A 14,486-nucleotide genomic window follows, 5' to 3' on the forward strand; every position below is an offset into this window, starting at 1 on the left:
ATACAATACGTTGAGTCCAGCCATACGACATACGAATAGTGGAACTGCGCCAGCTTCGCTACTTTGCCGCCATCGTCGAGGAAGGCGGCTTCTCCCGCGCCGCCGAACGGCTGCATGTATCGCAACCACCGCTGTCGACCCAGATCCGGAATCTGGAGAACGAGCTGGGCGTGCAGCTGCTGGAGCGCAGCAATCGCGGCGTGGTGCTGACCACGGCCGGCGCGGTGTTCTACGACGAAGTGCAGGCAGTGCTGGCGCGGCTGGAACATGCCCGGGTGAAGACGGTGCAGACCGAGCGCGGCGACATCGGCATGCTCTCGATCGGCTTCGTGTCGATCGCCGATTACGGCATCCTGCCGCCGGCGTTGAAAAGCTTCCGCACCCGCTTTCCGATGGTGGAAGTGCAGTTGCACGAGTTGACGACGGATGCACAGATCCGCGAATTGCGCGCGGCGCGGCTCGACCTGGGCATCGCCCTGGCGCCGGTCAACGAGCCGGACCTGGCGTTCAAGGGCGTGATGCGCGAGGAGCTGGTGCTCGCCGCACCCGCCGACGACCCCGCGGCGAAGGGCGACGGGCCGATCAGCCTGCGCAGCCTATCGAAGGCCAGCTTCATCGTACCGCCGCGCGAGGTCGCCTCCGGCCTGTACGACCTCACCATCAGTCATTGCCACGCGTCCGGCTTCGCCCCGCAGATCACCCAGCACGCGCGGCAGATGCAAACCGTGATCGGCTTGGTCTCCAGCGGCATGGGCTTCGCGCTGGTACCTTCGTCGGTGCGCAACCTGCAACGTCCCGGCGTGCGTTACCGGCCGTTGCGCGGCAAACCAGCCTTCATCGAGCTGGGCATCCTGCGTCTGCGCAACGTGGTCAACCCGCTGGCCGAAAACTTCATTGCGGCGCTGCGCTCGGCAGCCGCGGAGCGCGGAGCCCGCAAGCCGACGTAGCGGTTTTGCCGTGCGTGTCCCGTATCAAACGCGTGCTACCAAGCAAGTCCATCCACGCGTCATTGCCAGCCTGCGCAGAAGACGGCACGATCCGTGGTTATTGGTCGACGCAGCACTGGGGGGTTCATGGCGGAAGTCTCCTTCTTGTCGGGTGGCGGCGAGATGGGTGCGTTGATGCGTGCCCATGACTGGTCGCACCATCCGCTGGGCCGGCCGGAGGGCTGGCCGCAGTCGCTGCGTACCAGCCTTCGCTCGATGCTCAATTCGCGCCACCAGATGTGCGTGTTCTGGGGCAGCGAGGCATTCTGGTTCTACAACGACGCCTACCGGGAGACGCTCACGACCGAACGCCATCCTTCGTCGCTGGGCAAACCGGGGCGGCAGGTGTGGCCCGAGATCTGGGACGACATCGGAGCGCAGATCGCCCAGGTCATGCGCGGCGGCAGCGCCACCTGGCACGAAAACCAGCGCCTGGTGATGCAACGCGATGGCCGCGACGAGGACACCTACTGGACCTACAGCTACAGCCCGATCGATGATGAAAACGCCGACAGCGACGTCGGCGGCGTGCTCGTGGTGTGCACGGAAACCACCGAGCAGGTGCTGGTGTCCCGGCGTGCCCTGGAGGAGCGCCAGCGGCTGGCCGAATTGTTCGAACAGACCCCCTCGTTCATCGCCATGCTGCGCGGGCCCAACCATGTCGTCGAATTGGCCAACCCCGGCTACATGCGGCTGATCGGCGGCCGTCCGCTGCTGGGCCGCACGGTGGCCGAAGCCCTGCCCGACGCGGCCAGCCAGGGCTTCGTCGACCTGCTGGACATCGTCTACGTCAGCGGCCAGTCGTACGTGGCCACGGCCATGCCGTTCGCCATGCAACCGGCACCGGGCGCGGCGATCAGCCAGCGCTATCTCGACTTCGTGTATCAGCCGATCAGGGACGATGCCGGCAGGGTCACCGGCATCTTCGTCGAAGGCACCGACGTCACCGAGCGGGCATTGGCGGAGAAGGCACTGCGCGCCAGCGAAATCAGGTTGCGCGCGATCAACCGTGACCTGGAACAACAGGTGGCGCAGCGCATGCATGGCCGTGCGCGCACCTGGCAATTGACCACCGACATCATGGGCGTGCTCAATGCCGAGGGCATTTTCGAGCTTTCCAATCCCGCCTGGCAGCGCGTGCTGGGTTGGCCCGAGGAAACCATCGCCTCCACCCCGTTTTTCGACTTCCTGCATCCGGACGACCTGGAGCGCAACCGGCGCGCGTTCAGCCGCGCCCTGGAACTGGGCGAGCCGGCGCTCAGCTTCGAAAACCGCTATCGCCATGCCGATGGCGGCTACCGCTGGCTGTCGTGGGTAGCCATTCCCGAAGACGACAAGATCTACTGCAGCGCGCGCGACGTCACCGCCGAAAAGCAGGCCGCCGAATCACTGGCGCGCACCGAGGCGGCGTTGCGCCAGGCACAGAAGATGGAAGCCGTGGGCCAGCTCACGGGCGGCATTGCCCACGACTTCAACAATCTGCTGGGCGGCATCATGGGCGCGCTGGAAGTCGCCCAGATGAAACTGGAGCAAGGCAAGATCGAGGATCTGCCACGCCTGCTTGAAATCGGCGACACCGCGGTGCGCCGCGCCGCCTCGCTCACCCAGCGCCTGCTGGCCTTTTCCCGCCAGCAAACGCTGGACCCGCGCCCCACCGACATCAACCGGCTGGTAGCCGGCATGGAAGAGCTGATACGCCGCACCATCGGCCCGCCGGTGCAGCTGGAAGTGGTCGAAGCCGACACCTTGTGGCTGTGCAGGGTGGACCCGCCGCAGTTGGAGAATGCGCTGCTCAACCTGTGCATCAACGCCCGCGACGCGATGCCCGACGGCGGCCACCTCACGATCGAAACCGCCAACCGCACGCTCGATGATCCCGCCGCGGCGGCGGCCTTCGACCTCCAGCCCGGGGAATACGTGTCGTTGCGCGTCACCGACACCGGCAGCGGCATGACGCCCGAAGTGATCGCACGCGTCTTCGACCCCTTCTTCACCACCAAGCCGATCGGCCAGGGCACCGGGCTGGGCCTGTCGATGATCTACGGCTTCGCCCGCCAATCCGGCGGCCAGGTGAGGATTCACTCCAAACCCGGCAAAGGTTCGGCGTTCACCATCTACCTGCCACGCCACCTCGAAGTGCCGCACGAGGCCGAGCCCGGCCAGCCCGGACGCCTGCCGGCAGCCACCCCGCGCCGCGAGACCGTCCTGGTGGTCGAGGACGAACCCTCGATCCGCGAACTGGTCTGCGAACTGTTGACGGAGTCGGGCTTCCGCACGCTGCACGCCGCGGACGGCAGCGCCGGCCTGCGCATCCTCCAGTCGGCGGCCACCATCGACCTGCTGATCACCGACGTCGGCCTTCCCGGCACGCTGAATGGTCGGCAGATGACCGACGCCGCCCGCACCGTTCGCCCCGGGTTGAAAGTCCTGTTCATGACCGGCTATGCCGAACACTCCGTCGTGGGCAATGGCCACCTGGAGCCGGGGATGCATATCCTCACCAAACCGTTCTCGCTGGATGTGCTGCGGCGAAAGATCCACGACATCCTGTCGGCCTGATTCATTGAGCCTGATTCATTGAGCCTGATTCATTGAGCCTGATTCATTGAGCGTGATCCATCGGGCGTGACCCATCGGGCGAGGTTCCCCTGCGGCCGTGGCAAGGATGCCGATGTTTCCGGGGTCTTATAGGATGAAAGGTTCTAGCCGGACTGGAGAACGCCGATGACAACCCGCTGGATACCGACCCTGCTCACCCTCGCCATGCTGCTCATCGGCGGCGGGTATGGGCAAACCGCACAGGCAGCGCCGTTGGCATCATCGTCCGCTGCCACCCAGCACCTGTTGCTGTCGGATGACCTGCTCGACCGCATGATCGCCGTCGCCAGGGAACGCCAGGCCTTCGAGAAGGCCCACCCCGGCAACGGCGAAGACGACAGCGACGATGACGACGACACCGGTGTGCCCACGCTCGCATCGATGGCGAGCCGGATGGACGCCGATCCCGACACCCGCGCGATGCTCGCGCGACATGGCTTCACGGGAAAGAGCTACCTGCTTGCCATGACCACCCTGGCCCATGCCGGCGCGCAGGTACGGATGGCCGGAACCAAGTGGGCCTCGACCATGCCCGGCGCGGCATCCGTCGACCCGCGCAACATCAATTTCTACAAACAGCACGCCGCGGAAATTTCGGCATTGAATGCGCTGAACAATCCCGACTATTCCCCCGAGGAAGACGAGCGCATGGCGCACGACCTGCGCAGCATCGACCCCGAGGATTTCGACGACTGCGTGCTGCTGATTCCGGCCACGCTGCCGCTTACACCCCTGGCGGAACCCGGCAGCATCGCCACCACCCCGGCATCGCGCATCGAACTGGCCCGCGCCACCGGCAAGGTGGCCGAGCACTTTCATTCCGAGCGCCTGAAAAAGGATTTCACCATCATCGCGGATGAAGTACGCCGCCATGCCCATGAGCCCAGGATCGAATCGGCGAGCCTCGCAGCCGCGCTCGAAGACAGCAAGACCTGGGCGGCGGGTCGGTGCAAGGGGAGTGGCTCATAGCGCGTTGCAGCTTCAACCCGCGGCGGGTGACGGTCCATATGGAACGGCGCGTTCCGCGCATCCTCGTCCGACCCGTCGATGACGCCTTCCTCCCAACCTGCCCCGTGGACTCATGCGCACCCTGATCGCCGACAACGTGCGCTTCGCGACCAGCAACATCCGCTGGATCGGTGGCTGCTTTCTGCTGACCCTGTTTTCCTCGTTCGGCCAGACATTTTTCGTGGGGCTGTCCGGCAACGACCTGCGCGAGCAGTTCGATCTTTCCGGTGGCGAGTTCGGCGGCTTGTACATGGCCGCGACCTTGATGAGCGCGATCACCCTGCCCTGGCTCGGCCGCACCCTGGACCTGATGCCGGGATGGAAGGTCGCGCGTTTCACCATCCCGTGTCTGGCCGGCGCCTGCGTGTTGCTGGCGGTGGCTCCGCATCTCGCCGTGGTGGCGCTGGCGCTCTATCTGCTGCGCCTGTTCGGCCAGGGCATGATGACCGAGATCGCCTACACCGAAACCGGCCGCTGGTTCGTGGCCAACCGGGGCCGCGCGATGGCGCTGGTGGTGCTCGGCGTGCAGGTGGGCTCGGCGTTGCTGCCGGTGGCGGTGGTGCTGTTGCGGGACGTGGGTGGCTGGCGGTTGCCATGGATCGCCTCGGCCATCGTGTTGATGCTGGTCGGCTATCCATCGGTGCTCCGGCTGCTCGCCACCGAGCGCGTACCGCATTCGACCGAATACCAGGCGGACGGCGCGCGAATGACACGCGACTGGACGCGCGCCGAAGTGATCCGCGACCCCATCTTCTACCTGCTGCTGAGCGGTGTGCTGGCACCGCCCTTCATCGGCACCACGATCTTCTTTCATCAGGGCTACCTGATTGCGCTGCGTGGTTACGACCCGCTGGTTTTCGCGGCGGCCTTCCCGGTGATGGCGGTGACGACCGTGGTGTTCGGCCTGATATGCGGTCAACTCGTCGACCGGCTCGGCGCGCTGCGGTTGTTGCCGTTCTTCCTGATCCCGCTGGCCATCGCCTCGGCAGCGGTTGGCCTGCTGACGCCGGTCTGGGGCATCTACCTTTTCATGTTTCTGCTCGGCATCAGCAGCGGCTTCACCCAGACGCTGCTGGGGGCGCTGTGGCCGGAGGTCTACGGCGCCGCCAACCTCGGCGGCATCCGCGCGATCATCGTGTCGGCCATGGTGCTGTCCACGGCACTGGGGCCTGGCATCAGCGGCGCCTTCATCGATCTTGGCGTGGCGCTGCCGACGCAGATGCTGTGGATGGCCGGCTGGTGCGTGGTCGCCTCGTTCGGCCTTGCGGCGGCGTCCCGCGCCGTTGTGGCGCGGCAATGAGCTACTGCACCACGCCGACCTCCAGGCTGCGCGCGTCGCTGCGGCCGTGGTCGTCCACCACGCGCAATTGATACGTGCCCGCCTGCACCGGCTGCCACGTCAACGCATGCGCGGGCGTGGCGCGGCCGATATAGGCGTCGTTGACGAACCAGTACAGCGCACGCACGTCGGCGTCGCTGGTGGCCGCGAGCACCACGGCATTGCCCTCGGGACGATCCAGCCGCAGCGCGTAGGACGCACCGCGCAACGGTGAGGTGATCGCCGGCGGATCGCCTTGCGCCTGGCCCGCGTTGGCGCAGGCGGGATTGTGCGGCGGCTTGCGGATCGGAATGCCGGCACGGGCGAACACCGCGGCGAGATCCGAAGGCCAGTACTGGAACACCTCGGTACGAGTCGAGCCAGCCGCATACGGCGGACACGCCGGCAGACCGCTGGCGTTGTCGATCACCACCGGCCTATACACATTGCCCACCTTGATCGGGGAGACGCCGGGGATGAACCAGGTCTCGCCGGTCGCCGGACACCAGCGGCTGGGCAGCATGCCCGTGGCCAGGCACACGCGCACACGCTTCAGGCCGTCGGGCAACGAGCGTGATGGCGGGCGCAGCTGCGGATGGCCGGCCAGCAGTGCGTCGTGGATGCGGAAGAACAATGGCGCGGCCGCATCGATGCCCACGAACGCCGGGTTCGGCGTGCTGTCGAAATTGCCCACCCACACCACCAGCACGTACGGGCCGAAACCGCCCGCCGTCCAGGCGTCGTGGAACGCCCACGAGGTGCCGGTCTTCCAGAACACCGGCGCGGCGGCGGGCCGGCTGCCGAACGTGGTGCCCGGCCGCGGGTTCTGCTCCAGCATGTCGGTGACGATGAAGCTGGCCGCCTCGCTCAGCAGCCGCTTGCCCGGTACCGCTGGCACGTCCTGACGCAGGCGCAACGGTTTCAGCACACCGCGGTTGGCCAGCAGCGCATACATGCGCGCCAGGTCCTGCATGGTCACGTCGCCGCCGCCCAGCACCAACGCCAGGCCGTAGTGCTGCTCGCTGGCCAGGTTCTGCACGCCAGCCTGGCGCAGGAAGCCGTACAGATCCGGATCGCGCAATTGCGCATCGACCCATACCGCAGGAATGTTGCGGCTGTGGATCAGCGCCTGGGTGGCCGTCACCGGCCCAAGGAAACGCCCGTCGAAATTTTCCGGCGTATACGGCCCGAACGAGCTGGGCACGTCGCGCAACACGGTCTGTGGCCCCAGCACACCCTGATCCAGCCCCAGCCCGTAGATGAAGGGTTTCAGGGTGGAACCGGGCGAACGCGATGCCAGCGTGCCGTTGACCTGGCCGTGGATGTCCTTGTTGAAATAATCGACCGAACCCACCAGCGCCTTGACGTCCATGCTGCGGGTGTCGACAAGCATGGCGCTGGCGTTGCGCACGCCCACGCCAGCCATGTGCTTCACGTAATCGCGCACCTGCCGTTCCAGCAATTGCTGCAGGCCGAGGTCGATGGTGCTGCGCACCTGCGACGGCAGCGGCTCGCCCCGCGCGTTCGCGCCGGCAATCAACTGATCGACCGCATGCGGCGCCTCGAACGGCAGTTGCGCGATGGTGTGCAACGCCAGCGGCATGCGGAAGACCGCGCGCCACCTGGCGTCATCCGGATGCTTGCGCAGCCAGCGCTGGAACAGCCGGTTGCGCGCGGCGGCGAGACGCGGCGCCACCACGGTGGCCTCCGGACCGTGGCGCGCGTCGAGCCGGCGCGACGGGTCCTGCGGAATCACCGCCAGCGTCAGCGCCTCGGGCAGGCTCAACCGGTCGGCGGACTTCTCGAAATACACCAGGCTCGCCGCGCCGACGCCCTGGATATTGCCGCCATAAGGCGCGCTGTTGAGATACGCCGCCAGGATGTCCTTCTTCGAATGGAACAGCTCCAGCCGCAGCGCCAGCGCCACCTGATGCAGCTTGCCCAGCGGCGTGCGCGTATCCAGCCGATACAGCAGCCGCGCAAGCTGCATGGTGATGGTGGAACCGCCTTGCGGATGTCCGTGGCGCACGTAGGTAATCCACGCCCCGCGCAGCAGCCCCCACGGGTTGAAGCCCGGATGCCACCAGTACCACTGGTCCTCGTGCATCAAGGTGGCGTCGACCAACTGCGGGGAAATTTCCGCCAGCGGTGTCCACAGCCGGTACTGGTCATCGCTGGCCAGGGTCAGTCGCAGCAGGCGGCCGGCATCGTCATGGATCGCGGTCGATCGCGGCAACGCGTCGCGCAGCGACGGATGCGGCCACAACCGGCAGCCGATCAGGATCGCCGCGATCAGCCCCAGCGCCGCCAGCACGTTCTGCCAGCGGCGCAACCAGCGCCCTGCTCCGGCGCGCGCGGCGTTTGCCCACTCCGTGCGCACGCGCCCTCAGCTCACTTCGGTCGCACCACGGTCAGCACGCCGGCGGCGGGCGCTTCGGCCTGCACGCTGGGCCGGTACATGGCCGAGGCATAGGCCGGCGGAATCCGGAAGCTGCCCGCATTGGTGGCGCGGATGCGGTACACGAATTCGCGCACGTCCGACGATACCGAACCGTAGATCACCACCCGATCCTCGCGCACGTCGGCGTGATCGGCATGCCAGCTGGAGCTGTCCAGGCCCAGCGGCGACGTCCATTGCGCCTGCGCGCTGTCGTCGTCGGCATACTCGCCGTCTTCCGGGGTGTCGGTGGTGGCCGGCGGCGGCGTGCGCAGCACGGGGTCGAAGCCGCCGGGCAGCAGATCCACCACGGCGATGTCGTCCAGCTCCTCGTCGCCGATGGCGCGAACCTTCACGTGCACGTCGATCTCCTGTCCCACGGTGATCTTGTCCAGCGGCCGTCCCTTGTCGTCGGTGTAATCGCGCACGATTTCCAGGCCCTGCTTGATCGCCTTGACCGGCGCCTGTCGGTCGTAGCCGCTCTGGGTCAGCACGCCCCACGCGCTCTGCGCACTGTGATTGACGAAGCGCAGCTTGGCGGTCGCCGCATCCCACGTTTGCGCCTGCAGAAGGTGGCCTTGCGCCTTGCCGATGGACGTCGCCGCGCCATTCGCGCCGACCGCCTCGATGGAAAGCTTGGCGAGGTTGCCCGGCTCCATCCCGGCGTAACTGTCCAGCGCCAGGATCGTCATCGCCGACGACAGCGTGTTGTAGTCGTTCCGTTGCAGCGGCCAGGCGATGTTCTCGAACACCTGCGGCGGCAGCGCCTTGGCCTGCGCCGGGAATTGCCGCGACACGATGTACAGCACGCTGGCATCGCGCACCGCGGGGCTGTAGTACTCGGCGAAGTCGAAGCTGTCGCTGTCCGGCTTGCCGCGTTCCAGCACCTTGATCGGCCCGGCGATCAGCTTGTCGGCCTCATCGTCCTGCTGCAGCAACTTGTACGACGCGGCCAGCCAGGCAGCAGCCAGGTCGCTCCGCCATTGCTTCGCATACAACGCCTCCAGGCGCTGCTGCACGGCGGCAATCTGGTTGGTGGTGACGTTGCCCTGCACGGTCAACAGGTAGATCGCGTAGGCGCGATCGCGCAGTTGCGCCAGCGAGGTGAGGCTGTCGTCCGCCGCCAGTTCGCGCAGGTAGGCATTGCCGTTGTCGAGCACGTTCTGCGGTACCGCCACGCCACGCTCGCGTGCCTCCAGCAGGAAGTTCATGGCGTAGGCAGAGACGAACGGCAGCGAGGTCGGCGTGGCCGACCACAGGCCGAAGCCACCGGCATCGTTCTGGCGCGTTTCCAGCGTGCTGATGAAATCCCCCAGCGCCTTGGCGTTGCTGACCGGCTTGCCCTCGAACGCCGGTTGCAGCGCCTGCACGAACCCGGGTGCCGCGTCCCAGTTGGCCACGATCAGGCGCGGCATGGCCGAGCTGATGATCTGCTCGGTGCAGTAGTTGGGGTAATTGATCAGGTAGCTGGTGAGCCCGCGCGCCAGCACCACCGGCGAGGACGACAGCACCGCGTCGCGTCGCGCATACGGCGCGTACAGCGAACGCAGCGTCGCATCGTCCACCTGGCTGCCCGACTTCACCCGGGTAGTGGAAATCGAGGTGCGATACGGCACATTCGGTCGCACCGACAGGTCGACCGTCTGGCGAGCCGAGTGCGCACCGTGGCTGGCGCTGAAGGCGAGATCGGCCGAGCCCAGCGTGTCGGTGGCCTTGACCCGGAACAACAGCACGCCTTCGCGCATCGAGGCCAGGTCGATGTTCTGCGTAGCCGCGCCGACCACCGCCAGCCCCGCGCCCGTCTTCAGCGTGACCGCCACCGGCACCGCCTGCTTGCCGATGTCGGTGAGGTTGTTGGCCACGCCTACGCTGACTTCCGCCTCGTCGCCCGGCGCCAGCGTGGTCGGCACGTTCGGCGACAACACGAAATCGCCGCGCACGGTGGTCGTGCCCTGCCAGGTGCCGATGCGGTCGGGCGACACCGCCACGGCCATCACCCGCAACGTGCCGTTGAAGTCGTCCGGCACGGCGTAGTGGAAATCCCTGTCGCCATCGACATCGACGATGCCGGACCAGTACGCCACCGGCGCCTTCTTCTTGCGGCTGAACGGATTCAGCTGCCGCCCGATCGCCGCGTCGGCGTCGCCGCCGGTCGCCGCCGAAAGCGACATCAGCTTCTCGAAGTCGGGCAGGATCAGGTCGAGGATCTGCGCGGTGGACACACCCAGCATGCGCTTGCGGAAAAAGTATTCCAGCGGGTCGGCCAACTCGTAGCGCGCCACCTGCAGGATGCCCTCGTTCACCGCAAACAGCACCACCCTGGCCGGCTGGTCCGCATGCAATTTGAACGTGGCGGTGGTGCCGGGCTTGATCAGCGTCGGCACCGCCACGTCCAGCTTGTCCTGATGCGCCTCACGGCTCAGACGGAACGGCGCCACGCCGTAACTGAGCGGACTCATGAAGACGGCGTCGGACGACGGATCGCGCACGAACTGCACGTTGACGTAGCCGTTGCCCTCGAAACCCGCGGGGATGGTGATGTGCTGCACCGAACTGGTGGTGTCGGTGCGGAACCAGGCATGCGCGTAGACCTTGTCGCGCTCCAGCGTGATCAGGCCGCTGCCCACGTAGGGCGCATGGATGGCCACCTCGATGGTGTCGCCCGGCTGGTAGACACGCTTGTCCAGGGTCAGTTGCAGCTCGGCATTGCGCTCCAGCGAGCGCGACAGGTTGGCCGCACCGGCCACCGAGTACTCGACCCGGTTGACCTCCTTGCCGTCATTGGCGCGCAGGATCAGCAGGGCGTAGTTGCCGGGCTTGTCGGTGGGCAAGGTGTAATCCATGCCGCCGGCGGCCATCGTCAGCGGGCGCTTTTCCAGCGGGATTTCCTTCAGGCGCGACTCGTACTTGTAGACGCCCGAATACTGCTTGGTCAGCACCGATACGTATTTGCGCTCGACCAGCTGCGCCGTGAGTCCCGGCAGCGCGATCGACTTCGCCTGCGGGTCAATCGCCACCAGGCGCACGCGGCGCAACGCATCGCGATCGATATAATCGAGGTTGTCCACGCTCTTGTAGCCCACCAGCCAGTCGTCGTTGGAGACCATCGAGCCGGTCGCCGCGGCCACGGCGCGGCCACCGTCCGCCTCGTAGACCTTGGCCAGCAGATGCAGTTGATACGTCGCGTCCTCGTAGCGCGAAAGATCCAGCGCGAACGCGGCATGGCCCTGGGCATCCGTCTGCTGATCCTGCAGGTCTTGCTGGTAGCCCTGCTTGGCGCGGCGGATGTCGTAGAAATGCCAGCCCGACCAGCTCTTGAATGCGGGGAACGCCGGCTGCAGGCTCATCGACACCGCCACGCGCCGGTTGGCGGCGGGCGTGCCGAACAGGTTCTGCGCGTCCACCACACCCTGCAACTGCGCCGGTTTCACCCAGCCTTCCGTGACGGTTTGCGACAGGCTGGCGCGCACCTTCATGCGATCGGGCAGGAACTCCTTCACCTGCACCGTGGTGCTGCCGATCTGCGTATTGGCGCGGCCATCACGCATGATGTAGAGGTTCACCGTCCACGCGCCGGTGGCCGCGGTGTCGGCCGTGGTGTAGCTCAGCTCGCCGAAACCGGAGCGGTCCAGCGCCAGCGGAAACTGTTTCACCGTATTGCCGCGCGGGTCGACGATCTCCGCCTGCAGCGGGATGCCGGCGACGCTGCGCGTCCAGCTGGCCGCGCGCACGATCAGGCCGATGTGCATCATCTCGCCCGGTCGATACAGGCCGCGGTCGGAGAACAGGTGGGCGGACAGGCGGCCCGGATTCGGCGCGTTGTCCGCGCCACCCACGTCGAAGCGCGAGTAATCCAGCTCCCGCCCGCTGGCACCGATCGGCAGGAACGACATGTCCGCGCCCTGGGTGACCAGATACATCACCGGCCGCCGGTCGTGATCGAAGCCCGCCAGGCTGGGGAAACTCGCCATGCCGTCGGCACCGGTCGTGCGCGACAGCAAGGTTTTGCCGTTCACCGCCACCACCGCCACCGTGGCACCCGCCACCGGCTGGCCGCCGTGGATGGATTGCACGAACACATCCTGGCTGCCGTCGTCGGCTTTTTTCACCAGCATGCCCAGGTCGGTAACCACGATCAGGCGGCTGTCGGTGGGCGCGTCGCCCATGCTGCCGGCGCTTTCATCGACGGGGTCGCAGGCCGGAATGCCCGCTGACGCCGGCGCGTTCGCCGACGTACCGGCCGCTGGCGCCAGCAGCTGTTTTGCCGCCGTGCAGCGGCGGGCCGCATCGCGCCCGGCACGCTTCTCGACCGCCGGATCGTAGCCGCCCAAATGCAGCAGGAAGACACCGCGCTTGCCGTCGGCCAGGTACTTGCCCAGATCCACGCCGGTGTAGCTGGCCTTCGCCGGATCATCGTCGGACAAGGCCTGCTTGACCACGTAGCGCTCGACGATCTGATCCTCGCTGAAGCCGTACATCAGCTCAGGATGGCTGTAGTCGCCCTGATTGAGGCTGACCAGATGCTGCAACTGGTCAGGCAGCACGCGGCCCACCACCAGGCGCATGCCCGGCAGGTTACGCGACACCACCGAAAGGCGCTTGCTGCCGCTCATCGACAACAACGAGCCTGTGCCGACGAAACGCAGCAATTGCGGATATTCCGGCACGGTGATCACCCGCGTCACCGGCTGGCCCTGCACATAGCCGCCAAAGGACTTCAGCCCCTTGTCGATCCGCACGTAGATGCGCTGGCCCGGCTGCGCGTGGAAACCAAAACTCTGCAGCGCCTGGTAGTTCTCCTCCGTCGGCGTGGCGGTGAGCGGCAACGCCTGCGATTGCCGCAGCACATCGGCGCCGACTTGCGATACACCCCACGGATACGTGCGGCCATCACCGTTGTCGGAGCTACCCGGCCTGCGGTTCGGCAACACCCACGCATGGACCAGCGGAACGACCTCGTCCGTGCGCACCGCGCCGGTGAAATTCAGCACCAGCACTTGCTGCGGTTCGTTCTTGTCATCGTCGACCAGGGTCGGCCTGACATCATCAACGGTGAGGCTGTAGAGGCCGGGGATGCGCACCCGCGCGTGCAAGGCATCGCGCGTGCCGTCGCCGCCGCGCGAACTGGTGACGCCGTCATCCACGTTCACCAGCAGCAGGCCCGGATCATGCGGCAACGCCAGTTGCTGCGAGTGGATCCACGCGTGCAGCTTGTCCTTGCCGTAGGTGACGCTGAACTTGACCGGCGTGGTGGCCTTGCCGTCCGCGTCGGCGTTCGACAGGCTGACGCGTTTTTCCAGTTGCGCCGGATCCACCGGATAGTTGAAGTCCAGCTTCTGGATCACCTGCTTGGCGCTGGCGTTTTGCGGATCCTGGTAGAACTCGCCCTCGCCCAGGGTGGCGGTGAATGCCTCGGTGCTGAAATCGAAGCGGCTCTCGGCCAGGTGCACCTGCGGCGCCAGCAGTTTGGGCGCGTCCAGGCGCACCGTGTACTTCTGCCCCACCGGCCAATCGGTCGCGGGTGTGAACGTGAGGGTGCGGTCGTCCGTCCACTTCCATTGGCCCTTCACCGCGGGGCTACTGGCGATGCCGTCGGTGACGGCCTTGTCGACTTGCTCGATCGGTGCAGCCGAACCGGAGAACGTCACCACCAGCGGCTGGATGACCGGCGTGTCCTGGGTGTAATCGGTGATGGCCGGTGCCGTCACCTCGAATGTCATCTGCTGCGGACGCGGCCGATGCTGATACCACTGCCAGCCAAACCAGCCAGCCAGCGCCAGCCCGACGAAGGCCAGAGCAACGCCGCCGGAACGGCGCGGATGCCGCCGCACCACGTGCATCCAGCCCGGCGCGCCCCAACTGACATCACCCAGCAGGGGCCGCAGGCCGGCGCCAAGCATGCGGGTCAGCCAGCGCATTACACGCCAGGGCAGCATCAGCAGCCATTTCAGCAAATCCATGGTGTTTCCCCATCATCCAGAAGGCGCCGTCCGGCAGGACGGGCGTGACCACTGGTGGGGATAGTAACCGGCGATTGTGGCCAATGTGGGGACGTGCGCGGCGATCGGCGGGAAGGCGCGAACCGTGGGTGCCAGCACGGCGAGCCACCCGTTTTTTGGGCGGCCGGTTATGCCAAGCC

At 66.7% G+C, this 14,486-nt stretch carries 6 protein-coding genes; 4 read left to right on the forward strand and 2 right to left on the reverse strand.

The annotated features are described in order from the left end of the window. Positions 1–38 precede the first annotated feature (38 nt). The 4 genes from ASD68_RS05155 to ASD68_RS05170 all read left to right on the forward strand — a co-directional run bounded on the left by ASD68_RS05155 (position 39) and on the right by ASD68_RS05170 (position 5,892). Positions 39–947, forward strand: a complete 909-nt coding sequence (locus tag ASD68_RS05155; protein WP_056604168.1) for a LysR family transcriptional regulator — start codon at positions 39–41, stop codon at positions 945–947. Between the two features lie 126 nt (positions 948–1,073). Further along, complete coding sequence (locus tag ASD68_RS05160) at positions 1,074–3,545, forward strand: hybrid sensor histidine kinase/response regulator (RefSeq protein WP_056604171.1); 2,472 nt, start codon at positions 1,074–1,076, stop codon at positions 3,543–3,545. A gap of 312 nt (positions 3,546–3,857) precedes the next feature. Further along, on the forward strand, positions 3,858–4,553 hold the full coding sequence (locus tag ASD68_RS05165) for a hypothetical protein (RefSeq protein ID WP_156458338.1): 696 nt from the start codon (positions 3,858–3,860) through the stop codon (positions 4,551–4,553). A gap of 112 nt (positions 4,554–4,665) precedes the next feature. Beyond that, positions 4,666–5,892, forward strand: coding sequence for an MFS transporter (locus ASD68_RS05170; protein WP_056604175.1), 1,227 nt, complete (start codon positions 4,666–4,668; stop codon positions 5,890–5,892). A gap of 1 nt (position 5,893) precedes the next feature. Here the strand turns inward: ASD68_RS05170 and pbpC are convergent, their stop codons facing one another. Together pbpC and ASD68_RS05180 are read right to left on the reverse strand one after the other, a co-directional pair. After that, on the reverse strand, positions 5,894–8,290 hold the full coding sequence (gene pbpC, locus ASD68_RS05175) for a penicillin-binding protein 1C (protein WP_235578640.1): 2,397 nt from the start codon (positions 8,288–8,290) through the stop codon (positions 5,894–5,896). Between the two features lie 11 nt (positions 8,291–8,301). Continuing rightward, positions 8,302–14,307, reverse strand: a complete 6,006-nt coding sequence (locus ASD68_RS05180) for an MG2 domain-containing protein (protein WP_056604181.1) — start codon at positions 14,305–14,307, stop codon at positions 8,302–8,304. Between the last annotated feature and the right edge of the window lie 179 nt (positions 14,308–14,486).

It is taken from the genome of Rhodanobacter sp. Root627, from assembly GCF_001427835.1.
Classification (GTDB): Bacteria; Pseudomonadota; Gammaproteobacteria; order Xanthomonadales; family Rhodanobacteraceae; genus Rhodanobacter; species Rhodanobacter ginsenosidimutans.